Raw genomic sequence first — 16568 nt, 5'->3', positions numbered from 1 at the left:
CCACAATTCAGCGTCAGCCGACGCTGCCTTCCAAACTGATGCCGACAAGCTTCTGGGCCTCGACAGCGAACTCCATCGGCAGTTGCTGCAACACGTCGCGGCAAAATCCGTTGACGATCAGCGCAACCGCCTCTTCCTCGCCAATGCCGCGCTGGCGGCAATAGAACATCTGGTCCTCGCTGATTTTCGAGGTCGTCGCCTCGTGCTCCAGCACCGCACTCGGGTTCTTCGTTTCGATATAGGGAACCGTATGCGCCGAGCAACGGTCGCCGATCAGCAGGCTGTCGCATTGCGTGAAATTGCGCACGTTCTCGGCCTTGCGATGCACGCTGACGAGACCGCGATAGGTGTTGGACGAGCGGCCGGCCGAAATACCCTTCGAAACGATACGGCTCGACGTATTGCGGCCGAGATGGATCATCTTGGTGCCGCTGTCGACCTGCTGGCGTCCGTTCGAAATCGCGATCGAATAGAATTCGCCGCGCGAATTGTCGCCGCGCAGGATGCAGCTCGGATATTTCCAGGTGATGGCGGAGCCCGTCTCGACCTGGGTCCATGATATTTTCGAATTCGCGCCGCGGCAGTCGCCGCGTTTGGTCACGAAATTGTAGATGCCGCCCTTGCCGTCCGCATCGCCCGGATACCAGTTTTGAACGGTCGAGTATTTGATTTCTGCGTCGTCCAACGCGACAAGCTCGACGACCGCCGCATGAAGCTGGTTTTCGTCGCGCTGCGGTGCCGTGCAGCCTTCGAGGTAGCTCACATAGGAGCCCTTGTCGGCGATGATCAACGTGCGCTCGAACTGGCCCGTCTGCTTTTCGTTGATGCGGAAATAGGTCGAAAGCTCCATCGGGCAGCGCACGCCTTCCGGGATATAGACGAAGGAGCCTTCGGAGAAGACCGCCGAATTCAGCGTCGCATAGAAATTGTCCGACGTCGGGACGACCGACCCGAGATATTTCTGCACAAGTTCCGGGTGATCGCGCACGGCCTCCGACATCGGGCAGAAGATCACGCCGACTTCGCGCAGCTTTTCCTTGAAGGTGGTGACGACGGATACGCTGTCGAACACCGCATCGACCGCGACGCCGGCCAGCATTTTCTGTTCGGTCAACGGAATACCGAGCTTCTGGTAGGTTTCGAGAAGCTTCGGGTCGACCTCGTCTAGACTGTTCAGCTTCGCCGATTGCTTGGGCGCCGCGTAATAGTAGGCGTCCTGGAAGTCGATCGGCGGATAGCTGACCTTTGCCCATTTCGGCTCGTCCATCGTCAGCCAGCGGCGAAAGGCGGCAAGGCGCCATTCGAGCAGCCAATCAGGCTCGTTCTTCTTCGCCGAAATGAAACGCACCGTCTCTTCCGTCAGGCCGAGCGGGGCCTTGTCGGATTCGATGTCGGTGGTGAAGCCGTATTTGTACTTCTCGACTTCGCCAACCGTTTCGACGGTTTCTCTCACGGCAGCCATATCAACTCTCCACAGCCGCAAGCCGGGGCGATGGCGCCCCGCTCGCGTAAACATCGGCAACAATCTTCGAGCGATTGCGCTCATAAGTCCGCAACCAGCTCTCGACAAAGCGGTCGATGTCGCCGGCAGCACTCGACCAGCCAAGGCTGACGCGGACGGCGCCCTTTGCCAGCGCCAGATCGACGCCCATCGCGTCCAGCACGCGGGGACGGCCGACCTTGCCCGATGAACATGCGGCACCGGCGCTGACCGCCACACCGTCGAGATCGAGTGCCATCAGCAGCGTCTCGGCGTCGAGACCGGGCGCCGCGACATAGCTCGTGTTGGGCAGGCGCTGTGTGCCCCGTCCGAAGAACACCGCATCGGGCGCGGCGGCCGCAAGGCGCACTTCCATTTCGTCACGCAAGTCTGCCAACGCCGCAAATTCCACGAGCGCGCCGCGCGCCGCGCGCGCAGCCGCGCCGAAACCGGCAATGCCCGAAACATTTTCGCTACCCGCGCGGCGGCGCATTTCCTGCCCGCCGCCCACGGCGTCCGCGGCGAAAGGCAAACCTTCGCGGACAATGAGTGCACCGACGCCCAAAGGCGCACCGAGCTTGTGGCCGCCAAGCGTCATCATGTCGGCACCCAGCGCGGCGAAGTCGAGCGGAACCTTGCCAGCCACCTGAACCGCGTCGCAAAGCAGCAATCCACCGGCTTCATGCGCCAGCGCCGCGGCCTCGGCGACCGGCTGCAGGACGCCGGTTTCGTTGTTGGCGAGCATCAGGGCGACCAGAACCTTCCCGTCCGACGCCGAAAGGAGCGACGCCAGCACGTGCAGGTCGATCCGGCCATCGCCGTCCACCGGCGCGATCTCGACTGGAAGGCCCGAAGCCTCGGCAGATGCCAGCACCGCGTCGTGTTCGACCGCCGACACGATCAGACGCTCGACGCCCTGCGCGACCTTCGCGGCGTGGAACGCGAGGCGCGCCGCCTCGGTGCCGCCGCTCGTGAAAATCACCTCCGCAGGCTTCGCGCCGGTCAATGCCGCCACGTCGCGACGGGCCGCCTCGACAAGCGCGCGCGCCGCCCGGCCCTCGGCATGAACCGAGGACGGGTTGCCCGTGACCTCCAACGCGCGCAAAACCGCCGCGCGCGCTTCGGGGCGCAGCGGCGTCGTCGCGTTGTGATCGAGATAGGCGCGCTTCATCGTCATCGCGTGGCGAGACTCCCGTTCATCGTCGAGGTTGCGATCAGTCGGCGGCGTTGGCGATGCCGGCCGGTTTGCGGCGCGTATCGGTAACAACGACCTGCCGCTCCGCGACCCGTCCGTCGATGACATCGCCGAGCGACACCGAGCTCAGAAAATGCTGAATCTGATGGCTCAGACCTTCCCACAAATCATGGGTGATGCAGCGGCCGGCCGACGGCATGCAGCCCTTCGGCGACCCCAACTCGCAGCGCGTGGCCTTGATCGGCTCGTCGACCGCGAGGATGACGTCGGAGATCCGGATATCACCGGCATCGCGCGACAGCAGATAGCCACCGCCCGGCCCGCGAACGCTTTTCACCAGTTCACCCCGGCGCAACTTGGCGAAAAGCTGCTCCAGATAGGACAAGGAGATCTCCTGACGATCGGCGATTTCGGCCAGCGCCACGGGGCTGCCGTCCGAATGCCGCGCCAGGTCAGCCATGGCCATCACGGCATAGCGACCCTTGGTGGTGAGCTTCACGGCCAACTCCTTCGTTTGGCAGGCAAAGGGCGGTCAAAAGCTTGCACAACCGGCCTTTGCCTGTGTTAAGAACATGCGCCTCGCAGGACCGGCTACCGGCCCGGCGGGGCATTCAGCGCAAGGCTCTATGATTTCCGAGCGCTACAGTCAACTATTTAGCATCTCGCGACGGAATTTCCAGAGGAATCGGAGAATTACGGCGAATATATCTCCCTGAAAACCAGTCGGAGATTGCCCGTTCCGCGCCTCGCCGGCCGCATAGCCCGAGACAGACCCAGACATGCCTGAAGTGATATTCAATGGCCCGGCCGGCCGGATCGAGGGCCGCTACCACCACAGCAAGAAGGCCAATTCGCCGGTCGCGCTGGTGCTGCACCCCCATCCGCAGTTCGGCGGGACGATGAACAACCCCGTGACCTACGCTCTTTATCAGGCGTTCGTGAACCGGGGTTTCTCGGTGCTGCGGTTCAATTTTCGCGGCGTCGGGCGCAGCCAGGGCGCCTTCGATTCCGGTATCGGCGAGTTGTCGGACGCGGCATCGGCGCTTGACTGGCTGCAATCGCAAAACCCCGATGCCGCGCAATGCTGGATCGGCGGGTTTTCCTTCGGCGCATGGATCGCGATGCAGGTTCTGATGCGGCGGCCCGAGATCGAGGGTTTCATCTCGGTCGCGCCGCTGGCCAACATGTATGATTTTTCGTTCCTCGCGCCCTGCCCCTCGTCCGGCATCATCATCAACGGCAGCGCCGACCAGGTGGCGCCACCGGCCGACGTTCTGAAACTCGTCGAAAGGCTGAAGACGCAAAAGGGCATCACCATCGAGCATGCCTCGGTGGACGGTGCCAACCACTTCTTCGAGTCGCATCTCGAACCGCTGGCCAACGCAATCGGGGCCTATCTCGACAAACGGCTCGCGGCGGCGCCGGAGAAAGCCTGACCTCAATCGTGGGCAATACTGCCCGCCCGGTGGATCCTGCCGCCGGGCATCGGCTCCGGTACGCCCGTCGTCGTCGGCAGGCTGAGCGGCAATCCGCGCAGCGAACGCACCGCAAGATAGGCAAAGGCTTCGGCTTCCACATCGTCGCCGCGCCAGCCAAGGTCTTCGGCCGGCAGTACGCCGCCCTGCAGTCTTTTGCTCAGCATCGCCATCAGCACGGGATTGTGCCGCCCGCCACCGCAGACGACGAAGCGCGACGGCACGCCGGGGATATGGGCAAGGCCGCGTGCGATGGCTTCGACGGTGAAGGCCGTCAGCGTCGCCGCGCCGTCGGGCGGCGAGAGATGCCTCACGGCTTCGGGCGAGAAAGAGAAGCGATCGAGCGACTTCGGCGGCGGCGCGTCGAAGAATTCGTGCGCCATCAGGCGTTCCAGCACGTCCATGTCGACATCGCCCCCGGCCGCCAGCGCGCCGTCGCGGTCAACCGGTTCGCCGGTATGCTCATGCGCCCAATCGTCGATCAGCGCATTGCCGGGGCCCGTGTCGAATGCCAGCAGGGCGCCATCCGGGGAAATGTAGGTAACATTTCCGACACCGCCGATATTGATGATGGCAACCGGCTCGACGATGCCCGTGCTGCCGGCAAGCGCCTGATGATAGAGCGGGACCAGCGGCGCGCCGTGTCCGCCGGCCGCAACATCGGCGCTGCGGAAGTCGTTGACCACGTCGATCCCGGTCAGCCGCGCCAGCACATCGCCGAGGCCGATCTGCACCGTCCGGCGGCGTTCTGGCTGATGCAGCACTGTTTGGCCGTGAAAGCCGATCACCGAGATGTCGGCGGGCTTCAGCCCCGCCTCGGCGAGCAGCGCGCGCACCGCCAGCGCATTGGCCAGCGTCAGGTGGCGTTCGGCCTCTGCCACCTCTTCAGGCATCGGCTCGTCGGGTTCCCAACTCTTCGCGGCCTCAAGTGCCAGGCGCAGAAGCAGCCTTTCCTCGGGCTTGTAGGGCACCGCCAGCGAGGCGCCCGCACGCACCGCGCCCTCGCCGTCCGTCTCGATAATGGCAGCATCGATGCCGTCGAGCGACGTGCCGCTCATCAGGCCCAAAGCGCGGATCATGGGTGTTTGTCCGTTTTTCCCTTAGCCAAAGCGTGATACACCAGCCGCGCCTTTCCGCCTATCCGAAACCCCGAGCCGATTATGACAAGCTTCAAGTCCGATTTCCTGCGCGAGCTTTCCGCCCGCGGGTTCATTCACCAGACCTCCGACGATGCGGGCCTCGACGAGCGCGCACTGGAAGGGCTGTTGACGGGCTATATCGGCTTCGATGCAACGGCGCCGAGCCTGCATGCCGGCAGCCTTGTCCAGATCATGCTGCTGCGCTGGCTGCAAAAGGCCGGGCACCGTCCGATCGCCTTGATGGGCGGCGGCACGACGCGGATTGGAGACCCAAGCTTCCGCGACGAGGCGCGACCGTTGCTGACCGACGAAAAGATCGGCGAGAACCTTGCCGGCATCAAAGCGGTGTTCGCGAAGTTCCTGAAATTCGGCAACGGCAAGACCGACGCCGTCATGGTCAACAATCGCGACTGGCTCGACAATCTGAATTATATCGACTTCCTGCGCGATTATGGCCGCCACTTCTCGGTCAACCGGATGCTGTCATTCGACAGCGTCAAAATCCGGCTGGAGCGCGAACAGAACCTTTCTTTCCTCGAATTCAACTACATGATCCTGCAGGCCTACGACTTCGTGGAACTGAACCGGAAATATGGCTGCACGCTGCAAATGGGCGGCTCCGACCAGTGGGGCAATATCGTCAACGGGATCGAACTCGGGCGACGCACTGACGGCGCGCAACTATATGGCCTGACCAGCCCGCTGCTGACGACGTCGTCGGGCGCCAAGATGGGCAAGACGGCGTCCGGCGCGGTCTGGCTCAACGCCGACATGCTGTCGCCCTACGACTACTGGCAGTACTGGCGCAACGCCGAGGACGCCGATGTCGGCCGCTTCCTCAAGCTCTTCACCGAATTGCCGCTGGACGAAATCGCCCGGCTCGAAAAACTCGAAGGGTCGGAGGTCAACGAGGCGAAGAAAATCCTCGCGACCGAAGCGACCGCGATGGCGCATGGCCGGGCGGAAGCCGAAAAGGCAGCCGAAGCCGCGCGCACGGCCTTCGAAGAGGGTGCGATCAGCGCCGATCTGCCAACCGTCGAAATCGAGGTCGACGCACTCAAAGTCGGACACGGGCTGCTCAACGCCCTCGTTCAGGCCGGGCTCGTCGCATCGACCAGCGAAGCCCGCCGCCAGATCAAGGGCGGCGCCGTGCGCGTCAACGATGCGCAGGTCGGCGACGAGAAGATGGTGCTTGCCCGCGAGAACCTGACACCGGAAGGCGTCATCAAGCTCTCGCTGGGCAAGAAAAAGCACGTGCTGCTGAAGCCCAGGGAATAACAAAAAGGCCCTCTCCGGTTTCCCGGAGAGGGCTCTTCCTGAACGCTCCCTAATCTTGTTGTTTTTGTGTGCGTTCCGCGGCTATTTCCTGCCGCTTTTCCGTCGACGCCTTATTCCGCTGCGGTCGCGCCGCCAAGCGCGAAAATTGCCGCATCGCCGCCGGCACCGTTGATTGCCTGAAGGTATTTGATGCCTTCCTCGGCAATGTCGTCGCCGACCATGCGGTCGCCTTCGCCATAGAGTTCGGCCATATCCACATAGGCCGCATACATCGGCGCCGTGCGGCTCGTCACGATGCCCGCTTTCACGAGCGTCTTGATGAGCACACGGAAGATGTTGGTCGCTTCCTGCAATTCGCCTCGCATGTTCTTGTCGGTCAAGGCTTCGGCCAGCGCACCCTGAACCCAGCGCCAGTCGAGGCCGACCTTCTCGTAGATCGCCTTCTTCTGTTCGGGGCCGGTCGAATTGCGCATCAGCGTCATGAAGACTTCGAGCGCCCAGTCCTCGATCATGTCACGCTCGGCCGGCGGGAGGTTCGGCACCGTGCGGTCCGCCCAGATCTTGCCAAACTTGTGATGGAAGGCCTCGTCGGTCATCGTGAGTTGCATCAGCCGCCGCATCACCGGATCGTTGGTCTTGGCATAGAAGGTCGCGAAGGCGCCCATCGCCAGCCCTTCGACGATCATCTGCATACCAACCAGCTTTTTCCAGACGAGCGGCGTCGAGACGATCTCGCAGAGCAGCTTTTCGAGCACCACGCCGCATGCCGTCGGCTTGCCCCAGCGCGCCTGGATGTATTTCGCAAAGCCCGTGACGTGGCGCGCTTCCTCGCGTGTCTGATTGGCGGCATATTCCTGCGCGCCCGGGTCCTTCAGGATGTGGCAAAGGCTAGCCGACAGCGCCAGCGCGCCCTGCTCGCCATGCAGGATCGACGACATGCTCCAGCGGACGTTCTCATTGATCAGATAGATACGCTGCTTTTCGTCGAGTTTGTCCGACACGGCCGTCTTCAACTCCATGCTGAAGTCGGCAGGCATCAGCGCCTCGTTGTCGAGATCCCACGGTTCCGAGAAGTCGATGTATTTGCTGTCGAGCGGATCCCAGAAATGATCGTGTGTCGCCGAGATGATCTTGTCGAAAGCGTTGGATCGCTTGCCGTAGCGGTCGACATCCATCATCGCCGGGAAGTCGTCCGGCGCGACCGCTTCGTAGGCCGCGTCCATCGTCATCTTCTGATTGGTGGACATGGGTCTCCTCCCCGTTGCCGTTCCAATAGCGATGGCGCGACTTTACATATACGGAGTGACACTCCGCAATCTCGAATCGTCGCAAGATGTCAGTTTTGCGGTGCGGGAGAAACATCCGGCTGCGGCGCCGTCGGTGCCGTGTCGTCAGGCAATGCCGGGGAATCCGCCGCGGGCCGCTCTACCGGGGGATCGATTACAGTCGCACCGCCGAATTCGAACATCCGGCGCAAGAAGCCGGGCGCCAGCGCCGAGAGCGGGTTTACGGTGACCGAAGGTTCGGTGGAGGAGCCGCGCACCCGGTATGTCAGGGCGAAAATTCCCTCGCCCTCCCGGCCGACGATCAACGGACCGAGCACCGGAACCTGGCCGAGAAACGAATTGATCGTGTAGGCCGGAACAAGCGTCCCTTCCATGTCGATCCGGTCCGTCGCCCGGTCGATATTCCCCTTTATCGTCAGCCCGATCGCCGGACCCGAGGTCCGGGCGTCATTGACGACAATGCTGCCCTCGGTAATCGCGAAGGGCAGTTCGAGACGATTGAACAGGATACCTTCGCCGTTCAGCGTGTCGCGGATACCGGTCAGCGATCCGACCGTCAATATGTTCGCGAGCACGGGCGCGTTGGCGATCCGGAACGCATCGATTGTCACAACGCCGTTCAGCGGCGACCCTGCGACCGTGTCGTCGTAAACGCCGGTCGCACTCAGCGTGCCGCCTCTCATGCTGTTGGTGAAATCGAGCGCCCGAAAGACGACACCCGCATCGTTCGATGCGACAGCCAGGTGGCGCACGCCGGTATCGTCCGGCCCGATCCTTGCCGTCAGCGGCGCTTCCTGCGGATCGACTGCGGTCACGTTCAGCGACCAGAGGCGGCCGTCGACCTGAACGACATTGGCGCTGACGGCCCGGAACATTGTGTCGTTGTTGCCCGTGGCGCGTGCAATTTCGGCGCGTATCGTGGTCCGGCGCGCAGGGTCGGCTACGGCATCGGGCGACAGCAATGGTGTTTGTTCATCCGCAACTTCCGCCTCTTCGCCATTCTTATCCGAGCCCGAGATGATGTCGGCGAGGATCTGGCGCGCATCGAAACGCGCGCCGGCGATGGTCATCGCAACGGCAGCGTCGTCCGCCGGACCGGCAGCAAAAGAGAAATCATTGTCTGGACCGAGCTTGACGGCGGGGAAATCCGCCTCGGTCAGCCGGCCGTCGGGACCCAGCGTGAAATTGCCATGCGCCTCCATCTCCTCGCCCGTCAGCTTGAAGTCCGCGACGCGGAAGCCGCCGCCGGTCAGGAATGCCAGCCGAAGCTCCGCGGCGGCCGGAATGCCTGGCGTTTTCGACCAGCTCGCGTAGCCGAGCTTGACGACTGCATTCGTCAGATCGGCCTTGACGGTGGCGCGGTTCACTTCCCGTCCGTCGCCGCTGAACGTCGCGTCGAATGCGGCGGGACCATCTAGAAAATCGTCCAGTCCGACACCCACTGCCTTGCGTCCGTCATCGTCCAGTACGCCTGACAATCGGTATGACGAACCGACGCCGCTTTCGCGCACGAAGCTTTCGCGCCACTCCAGGTCGAGCGACGGCGCGCCATTGATGCCGACCGGTCCGCGCGCAACGAGCCCCGCGCGCGAGACGTCGATGTCGAGCGTTCCGGAGGTAATGGAAACATTTTCAAGAATGTTGGGAATGGCGAGATCGGTAGCGCTTGCCGTGCCGCCAAAATCGACATCGGCGATCGTGACGGTCTTCACCAGCGGCAACTCGAGACGGCCCACAACGCGACCGGTGCCGTCGACGCTGCGCGGATCGATACCGAAATTCCGGATCAGATTCAGCGGTTCGTGATCGAGCAGGGCCAGAATATCAGCCGTCGCCCCGTCGACGGTGAACGCAATGTGGCCAGGCGCCCCTTTTCTGTTCAGTTCGTCGGCATCGAAGTGCCCTTCACTGACGGCGAGCCTGCCCCCGTCTTCGAGCTCGATCTGCGCCGACGACACCCAGGCGTCGAACCGGTTGCCGATCACCCGGCCGTTCGCCACCACATTTTCCATTGGCGGCATTTCACCGATATATCTCAGCGTCGCGCCGCTGACCGCAAATTCGACCTGAAGATTTTCGTCGGGAATAGGTATCCGGTCGTCGGCATCGTCGATCATGCCGGCGGGCATGTCGATCTCGAACGATCCGCCGGTGACGTCGCCGCCGGAAAGGTTCAGTCCCACCCAATCGCGGGCGCCCTTGGCGAGCGGCAAGGGCCAGATTGCCTTGAAAGCATCGAGCGGCATCGCGTCGAGGCGACCGGAAAGACGAACCGCCGGCGATCTCTCGGCGTCGCGCACGGTTCCGTTCACAGAAAGGCCCCCACCCGCCGTTCCGATGCTCAGCTCCTCGATTTCCGCGGTCAGTGCGTCGAAGTCGAAATCGCCCTTGAGGCGCGCAGATTCGATGTCGACCGGCCCCTCGAAAAAGCCGGGAATTTCGGTATGGATGTTGCTGGCGGCCAGGTCCACCGTTGCGCCGGCGATATTGAGACCGTCTGCAATGCGATAGTCGAGCCGGCCCGTCAGCACGGCGCTATGCGGACCTGCTTCGAATTTCGCCGCAATGAGTTCGACGCGGCGCCCGACGCCGTCAAACTCGACTTCGGCATGCGCCTTTTCTATCGGTATCGAGGCGTCCCATGGATCCGGCAGATTGATCTCGCCGCGGCCCGCGTCGAGCGTCAGCCGCGCGGCGACCATGTCGCCGTTCGCCTTGATCTGCAGTTCGCCACGGGCTTCGACGGGTGCATCGAAGACGGCGTAGTCGGCGAAGGCCGGCGACATCCGTGCGAAAGCGGCGGGCACGACGTTGGCTGCCCGGGCGTCGATGCGGGCAATGTCGCTGCCAGACGGCAACATGCCGGTCATCTCCACGGTCGTCGTCGTATCGTCGATCGAAATGTTGGCGCGCAATGTGGCGCCAAGACCGCCCTCGCCGCGGAACACGACCAGATTTGCCGATGGCGCGTCAAAGGCGACGCCATTGACCTCGTCGACCAGCCGCAGCGTTCCATCGCGTATGCCGACATGGGTGAGGTAGTCCAGCGGCGTACCGGTCTCGTCGCCCGAAGAGAGTCCTTCGATCAGCCGGGCGACAAATGCCGCCGCTTCCGGATCGACCGGTTGTGCCGGTGTATCGGCGCCGGCCATGGCAAGCGTGATGCCCGTACCGGGCCGGCGCAGCAGCGTGGCGCTGACGCCATGAAAATCGACCGAGGTCGGCGCCAGAACGCCGCGGAACAGCGCCGGCAGGCTGATCTGGAACGCGAGCTGGGGAACGAATGCGATGTCGTTGCCGTCGGCGCCGGTCAAGCGCACTTCCATCAAGCGCAGCGACAGTCGGCGATCATCCGCCGACCAGAGAAGGACCGTATCGCCAATGTCGAGTGCGCCACCCTGGAGTGAGGGACCGGCCGCATCTTCGATCATGCCGCCCAGAAAGGACACGGAGACCGGGCCGGAGGACAGCCGCCATGCAAGCACGGCAAGCAGAACTGCCGTCGCCGCCACGGCAACGCCCACCACTTCCAACGCAATCTTACCGGTCCGGCGGATCAAGAAACGACATCTCTCCCTATGCTTGTCCGCCAATGCAGACAGCAGAAATAAGGCGAAAGCGAGTCGGTCTTCTATCTAGCCGCAGACCGCCGCCAAGTCTCCAAAATTGGCGCTCGAAGCGGCAAAAGATCGCGCGCAAGCTTAACGTGGCTGGTCTGGCGCATGGCAGCGATCCATATTATGCCCACCTCCGGTCCTGCGGGCCGGACAATGCGGCAGACATCACGGACAAAGGCGGCAATTCATGGCCAAAGCGGCGGCAACTCCGAAGACAGGGGCAGCGAATACCAGGGCGGCGAAGGCAAAGGTCGCCTCGAGCAGCGCCAATCTCCCGGCGCCCGGCAGCAAGGCGCCCGCCTTTAACCTTCCCGCCGACGACGGCGGCGCCGTCACGCTGAAGGGCCTCGCCGGCAAGAAAGTCGTCCTCTATTTCTACCCCAAGGACGACACGCCAGGCTGCACGACCGAGGCCATTGCCTTCAGTGCGCTCAAGAAAAAATTCGACGCCGCTGGCGCCGTCGTGCTCGGCGTCTCGAAGGACACGATCGAGAAGCACTGCAAGTTTCGCGACAAGCACGGCCTGACAGTCCGGCTGCTTTCCGACGAGGACGGCAAGATGCTCGATGCCTATGGCGTGTGGGGCGAGAAGAGCCTTTATGGCCGGAAATTCATGGGCATCACACGGACGACCTTTCTGATCGACGGCAAGGGCGTGGTGCGCAAGGTCTGGCCGAAGGTCAAGGTCAACGGCCACGCCGAAGAGGTTCTCGCCGCCGCCAAGGAACTCTGAGCGCGTGGCCGGCACATCGCTCGTCGAAGGTGCGGTCGCGGTTCTCGCCTGCGCCGACGCCGATGAAAAAGCATGTTCGGCGCGACGGGTTGCCGAGGCGTGGCGCGCCTCGTCGCTGACATTGTTGCCGGACGGCGAAAGGACAATCGCAATTCCCGAGCGGCCGGCGCGTCCTGAAGCGCCGGTGCTGCTGGCGCCGCGCGACATGCCGCGGCGAACCTTCAAGGGAACGCGCGGACGCATCGCGCTGCTGCATTCGCTTGCCCATATCGAACTCAACGCCATCGACCTTGCCTTCGATCTCGTCGGACGTTTCGCCGATGCCGGCCTGCCCCGCAAATTCTTCGACGACTGGGTATCGGTCGGCGACGACGAAGCGCGGCACTTCTCGATGCTGCAGGCACGGCTGGCGGCGCTCGGCGCGCGCTATGGCGACCTGCCGGCGCATGACGGGCTGTGGCAGGCCGCGACCGAAACGCGACACGACCTGATGGCGCGGCTCGCCATCGTTCCGCTTGTGCTGGAAGCGCGCGGTCTCGATGTGACGCCGGGAATGATCGAACGGCTGGAAGCGGCAGGCGATGCCGAGAGCGCGGCGATCCTGCGGACCATATATCGGGAGGAACAGGATCACGTGCGGGCCGGCGCGGTCTGGTTTTCCCACCTTTGCGCCGAGCGGCACATCGATCCGCGCGACACCTTCCAGACGCTGGTGCGGCGGCACTTTCGCGGCGCGCTGAAGGCGCCCTTCAACACCGAGGCGCGACGCGCTGCCGGCCTGAAACCCGAGTTCTACGAGGATCTGGTGCAATCTCCGGTCGGCGCGGTCACCGGAAAGTAACGCATGGTGAATTAGAATTAACCATTAACATCAATTGTTAAGCGGCGTATGTTGTATTTCTGTCCCAATTTGGGTGAGATGGGACTGCAAAAAGAGGGGGTCTTGGGGCATTGAGGGGCATGCACCATAGGGCCGGTTGGCCCGATCGAATCCGTGATTTTCTGCGGCATATGTACGTGGAGCGGCAGATTTATATCCGCAGCCACGGTCATGTTCAGTTCATCTCGCTTTCGCCGCTGACGCAGACTTGTTTTGCGGCGATTGCGTTCGCGTTTTTCGGCTGGATTGCCTTTGCTTCGGTCAATGTGGTCTTCAAGGAGCAGATCATCGCTTCGAAGGACCGCCGCTACGTCAAGATGCAGGGCGCCTATGAGGAGCGGATGGCGCAGCTCCAGTCCGCCTATGACGAGCTCAACGGGCAGCTCGTCATCACCGAGGAGCGCTTCCTCGCCACCACCATGCAGCTTGAGGACAAGCACCGCCAGCTCGCGGCGCTGATGAGCCAACGCCAGACCGCCAGTTCGCAGCTCGACACGATGCGCCGCCGCTATGCGGCCACCGCCGGCGGCAAGCCCGCGGGCGAGCGCGGCAACAAGGTGCTGATGCGGGTCGAACGGCAGTCCGAGGGTCCGGCCCTCGCCGACACGACCACCGGCCCCCGGCGGCTCGCCGGAAACGACCGTTTCATCATCGACAACGCCGAAAATGCCGGCGGCACGGTCGACCTGGCCGGGCTTGCCGAGCTGACGGCGCTGGCCGGCCTTGCCGGCGACAACGCCCAGAACGGGACCGTGGCGCAAATCGACACGCGGCTGGCCCAGATCGACCGGGCGCAGCAGACCCTGATGAACAATATCGAGGAAGTCACCGACCGCCGCGTCCGCGAACTGAAATCGATCATCGGCATGACCAAGGTGATCGACCCGGAGGCGCTGATCGAGCGCCGCAGCGAGGCGGGCGGCGAGGCGCAGGGCGGCCCCTTCATCAGCCTTGCCGACCACGAGGCGCTGGCCGGCGGCGAAGGCGACAGCGGCTTCGGCAAGCAGCTTTACAGGGTCAGCCGAAATCTGAGAACAATGGCCGATCTTGAGGATTCCATTGCGAAAATGCCGCTCGCCGAACCGCTGGTCAACTACCGCCGGACCAGCAGCTACGGTACGCGCCGCGACCCCTTTAACGGCCGCATGGCGTTCCATTCGGGCGAGGATCTGGCGGCCCCTTACGGCGAGCGCGTCTATGCGCCGGGGGCCGGCACGGTGACCTTCGCAGGCTGGCGCGGCGGCTATGGCCGCATCATCGAAATCGATCACGGCAATGGCTTCCGGACCCGCTACGGGCATCTCGGCCGCATGGACGTCAAAACTGGCCAGAAAGTTGCATTCCGGGAGATCATCGGCAGAGTAGGGTCTTCTGGCCGCAGCAGCGGGCCCCATCTTCACTATGAGGTCTGGTTCGACGGCATCGTTCGCAACCCCTCCAAGTTCATTGAGGCAGGGCATTATGTTTTCGCGAAGCAAGGATAAAGACACCGACAAGGCAGCCGCGCCCATGGCAGCGCCTGCCCCCGTCCCCGGCAAGCGCCCGGGCACCCGCACCGCACCGTCGATCATCTCCAACGATCTGGTGGTGCATGGCAATCTGACGGCCACCGGCGACATTCAGGTGGACGGCACCGTCGAGGGCGACATCCGCAGCCAGTCGCTGACCATCGGCGAGAAAGCCTCGATCACCGGCGAAATCGTCGCCGAGGACATCGTCATCCGCGGCCGCGTCGTCGGCACCATCAGGGGCCGCCGCGTGCAGCTTTCCTCGACCTGCCATGTCGAGGGCGACATCCTGCACGAAGCGCTGGCGGTCGAAACCGGCGCCTTCTTCGAGGGCAATTGCCGCCATTCCGACGACCCGATCGGCCAGGCGTCTTCCGGCGCCAGCCTGCGCCCCTCGGCGCCGCGCCCCGGCCCGGCGGCCAATACCGGCGGTCCGGCGCTCGGCGACGCCCGCCCCGCACCGCGCCCTGCCCCCGGCGACAGCCCGGTGGTGGTCAATGACGGCGGCGTCGTCGTCAAACGGCCGGCCGCGCAGTAAGACAGAACTACCGTTCTTCGGGGGGAGAACGGCAAAACCGGGGCCGGAGCCTTGCGCGCCGCCCCGGTTTTTCATTGCCTGACGGCACGGACTGTCATCGCTCTGTCACGATCGCGGCGCCGCGCCCGAAAACCGAACGGGCGCAGCGGCTTGCGCCGCTATCCCCGCTTCGGGGTTCCGCTTCTGTCATCGATCTGTCAAAAAACTGTCACGAACGGCTTCGGAGGGATGACCGCCGCGCGGGAGACGGCGCGCGTACGCGGGCGCGGGACGGCGCGGACTGCGGCTTGTGTGCGATCGGACCGCCGGGCGCATCGAGATGTGCGTTCGGACGAGCGCTTGGGCGTGCGCGCCGGCGTGCGCCCACTTATCCCCTGTGTGAGGAAATCTTACAGGTCGCGGGCGGGAGAGGCGCGGGTCTGCCACGCGAAGACGCGAAGAGCGCGAAGAAGGAAGGCCGAGGATTGGCCGGTTTTACCGCGGCGCGCGATCTTCCTAACCTGGCCCATCGACTCATGAGGGGCGGATGGCGGCAGGCGACCGGACAGGCGAGGACTGGAACGCGCAGGAAATCGACCTGATCGTCGCCGACTATTTCGACATGCGCGACCGGGAGCTTCACGGCGAGCCCTATGTGAAGGCGCATCGCAATGCCGAATTGCAGAAGCTCACGGGACGGTCGAAAGGGTCCATCGAGTTCAAGCATCAGAATATCAGTGCAGTTCTGATGTCGCTCGGCGAACCGTGGATCGCCGGCTACAAGCCGATGGTCAATTTTCAGAAGGCGTTGCTCGATGGTGTCGAACGGTTCATCGACCGGCGCACGGAATTTGTATTGCCGGTGCCGACGACGGAAATGGCGCTTGCCGAACAAGGTGCGCTGTTCATCGGTGAAGCACCGCAAAAGATCGAACGGCCGGAGGATACAAACCCTGCCCTCGCCCGTCTCGTGCGCAAATTCGACCCGGCGGCGCGCGACGAGCGCAACCGCGCGCTTGGGCGGCTTGGCGAAGAGCGGGTTTTGAAATCGGAGCAGGTGCGGCTGCGCGGCGAAGGCCGCGACGATCTGGCGCGCAAAGTGCGCTGGGTGGCGCAGGAGGAAGGCGACGGCGCGGGTTACGACATTCTCTCGTTCACCGTGCGCGGCGAGGAACGCTTTCTCGAAGTGAAGACGACGGCCGGACATATGCAGACGCCGTTTTTCATTTCGCGCAATGAAAAGAATTTCGCCGAGGAGCGGCCGGACGGGTTTCGCATTTTCCGGCTCTACGATTTCGCGAAGGAGCCCAAGGCCTTCAAGATCGCGCCGCCGCTGGAGAGCCGACTCATTCTCGATGCGGCGAATTACCGGGCGTCGTTTCGGTAGGCTTCAGTTGCAATTTGCAGCCTCGCCACTCACTCCAGTGTCACCCCGGCACTTGTTGCCGGGGCCCACTCGC

Annotated in this window: 13 protein-coding genes; 7 read left to right on the top strand and 6 right to left on the bottom strand. The window is 63.6% G+C overall.

Features of this window, described 5'->3' with window-relative positions; translation table 11 throughout:
• Positions 1-13: 13 nt before the first annotated feature.
• From sufB to KF719_RS17115, 3 genes are read right to left on the bottom strand one after another with little or no spacing between them, the layout of a single operon-like run.
• Positions 14-1462: a Fe-S cluster assembly protein SufB gene (sufB, locus tag KF719_RS17125; protein ID WP_293510415.1), complete on the bottom strand. Its 1449-nt coding sequence runs from the start codon at positions 1460-1462 to the stop codon at positions 14-16.
• Between the two features lies 1 nt (position 1463).
• Complete coding sequence (locus KF719_RS17120; protein ID WP_293510413.1) at positions 1464-2657, bottom strand: cysteine desulfurase family protein; 1194 nt, start codon at positions 2655-2657, stop codon at positions 1464-1466.
• Positions 2658-2694: 37 nt separating this feature from the next.
• Positions 2695-3174 (bottom strand): Rrf2 family transcriptional regulator, encoded by a 480-nt coding sequence (locus KF719_RS17115; RefSeq protein WP_293510412.1) that lies wholly within the window; start codon positions 3172-3174, stop codon positions 2695-2697.
• 280 nt (positions 3175-3454) lie between these two features.
• On the opposite strand from KF719_RS17115, the gene KF719_RS17110 reads away from it, so the two are divergent.
• Complete coding sequence (locus tag KF719_RS17110; protein ID WP_293510411.1) at positions 3455-4111, top strand: alpha/beta hydrolase; 657 nt, start codon at positions 3455-3457, stop codon at positions 4109-4111.
• A gap of 2 nt (positions 4112-4113) precedes the next feature.
• On the opposite strand, the gene KF719_RS17105 is transcribed toward KF719_RS17110, so the two are convergent.
• A complete protein-coding gene (locus KF719_RS17105) occupies positions 4114-5229 on the bottom strand; it encodes an anhydro-N-acetylmuramic acid kinase (RefSeq protein ID WP_293510410.1) in 1116 nt (371 codons plus the stop codon).
• 81 nt (positions 5230-5310) lie between these two features.
• Between KF719_RS17105 and tyrS the strand changes: the two genes are divergently transcribed.
• On the top strand, positions 5311-6567 hold the full coding sequence (tyrS, locus tag KF719_RS17100; protein ID WP_293510409.1) for a tyrosine--tRNA ligase: 1257 nt from the start codon (positions 5311-5313) through the stop codon (positions 6565-6567).
• Between the two features lie 110 nt (positions 6568-6677).
• Here tyrS and KF719_RS17095 read toward each other — a convergent pair whose 3' ends face one another.
• Positions 6678-7814 carry a ferritin-like domain-containing protein gene (locus tag KF719_RS17095; protein WP_293510408.1) on the bottom strand — a complete coding sequence of 379 codons (1137 nt, stop codon included), beginning with the start codon at positions 7812-7814 and terminating at the stop codon, positions 6678-6680.
• Positions 7815-7903: 89 nt separating this feature from the next.
• The gene (locus KF719_RS17090; RefSeq protein ID WP_293510407.1) at positions 7904-11413 is read right to left on the bottom strand and encodes an AsmA-like C-terminal domain-containing protein; all 3510 of its coding nucleotides are present in this window, start codon (positions 11411-11413) and stop codon (positions 7904-7906) included.
• Between the two features lie 244 nt (positions 11414-11657).
• Here KF719_RS17090 and bcp point away from each other — a divergent pair, with 244 nt between their 5' ends.
• From bcp to KF719_RS17065, 5 genes are all read left to right on the top strand, one after another.
• Positions 11658-12203, top strand: a complete 546-nt coding sequence (bcp, locus tag KF719_RS17085; RefSeq protein WP_293510406.1) for a thioredoxin-dependent thiol peroxidase — start codon at positions 11658-11660, stop codon at positions 12201-12203.
• Between the two features lie 4 nt (positions 12204-12207).
• Positions 12208-13044 (top strand): ferritin-like domain-containing protein, encoded by an 837-nt coding sequence (locus tag KF719_RS17080; RefSeq protein ID WP_293510405.1) that lies wholly within the window; start codon positions 12208-12210, stop codon positions 13042-13044.
• Positions 13045-13163: 119 nt separating this feature from the next.
• On the top strand, positions 13164-14567 hold the full coding sequence (locus KF719_RS17075) for a M23 family metallopeptidase (RefSeq protein ID WP_293510404.1): 1404 nt from the start codon (positions 13164-13166) through the stop codon (positions 14565-14567).
• 25 nt (positions 14568-14592) lie between these two features.
• Positions 14593-15129, top strand: a complete 537-nt coding sequence (locus KF719_RS17070; RefSeq protein ID WP_293510403.1) for a polymer-forming cytoskeletal protein — start codon at positions 14593-14595, stop codon at positions 15127-15129.
• A 526-nt stretch (positions 15130-15655) separates the two neighbouring features.
• Positions 15656-16495, top strand: coding sequence for a DUF3883 domain-containing protein (locus tag KF719_RS17065; RefSeq protein WP_293510401.1), 840 nt, complete (start codon positions 15656-15658; stop codon positions 16493-16495).
• The last annotated feature ends 73 nt before the right edge of the window (positions 16496-16568 follow it).

This window comes from Parvibaculum sp., assembly GCF_019635935.1.
Lineage (GTDB): Bacteria > Pseudomonadota > Alphaproteobacteria > Parvibaculales > Parvibaculaceae > Parvibaculum.
The sequence above is the reverse complement of the archived record's forward strand: the minus strand, read 5'-3'. Positions and strand labels throughout refer to the sequence as shown.

What these genes read in the sequence shown, in the direction of transcription:
- KF719_RS17065 (WP_293510401.1), top strand. Translation starts at nt 15,656, where the DNA reads ATGGCGGCAGGCGACCGGACAGGCGAGGACTGGAACGCGCAGGAAATC.
- bcp (WP_293510406.1), top strand. Translation starts at nt 11,658, where the DNA reads ATGGCCAAAGCGGCGGCAACTCCGAAGACAGGGGCAGCGAATACCAGG.
- KF719_RS17120 (WP_293510413.1), bottom strand. Translation starts at nt 2,657, where the DNA reads ATGACGATGAAGCGCGCCTATCTCGATCACAACGCGACGACGCCGCTG.
- KF719_RS17075 (WP_293510404.1), top strand. Translation starts at nt 13,164, where the DNA reads ATGCACCATAGGGCCGGTTGGCCCGATCGAATCCGTGATTTTCTGCGG.
- KF719_RS17105 (WP_293510410.1), bottom strand. Translation starts at nt 5,229, where the DNA reads ATGATCCGCGCTTTGGGCCTGATGAGCGGCACGTCGCTCGACGGCATC.
- KF719_RS17110 (WP_293510411.1), top strand. Translation starts at nt 3,455, where the DNA reads ATGCCTGAAGTGATATTCAATGGCCCGGCCGGCCGGATCGAGGGCCGC.
- tyrS (WP_293510409.1), top strand. Translation starts at nt 5,311, where the DNA reads ATGACAAGCTTCAAGTCCGATTTCCTGCGCGAGCTTTCCGCCCGCGGG.
- KF719_RS17070 (WP_293510403.1), top strand. Translation starts at nt 14,593, where the DNA reads ATGGCAGCGCCTGCCCCCGTCCCCGGCAAGCGCCCGGGCACCCGCACC.
- sufB (WP_293510415.1), bottom strand. Translation starts at nt 1,462, where the DNA reads ATGGCTGCCGTGAGAGAAACCGTCGAAACGGTTGGCGAAGTCGAGAAG.
- KF719_RS17095 (WP_293510408.1), bottom strand. Translation starts at nt 7,814, where the DNA reads ATGTCCACCAATCAGAAGATGACGATGGACGCGGCCTACGAAGCGGTC.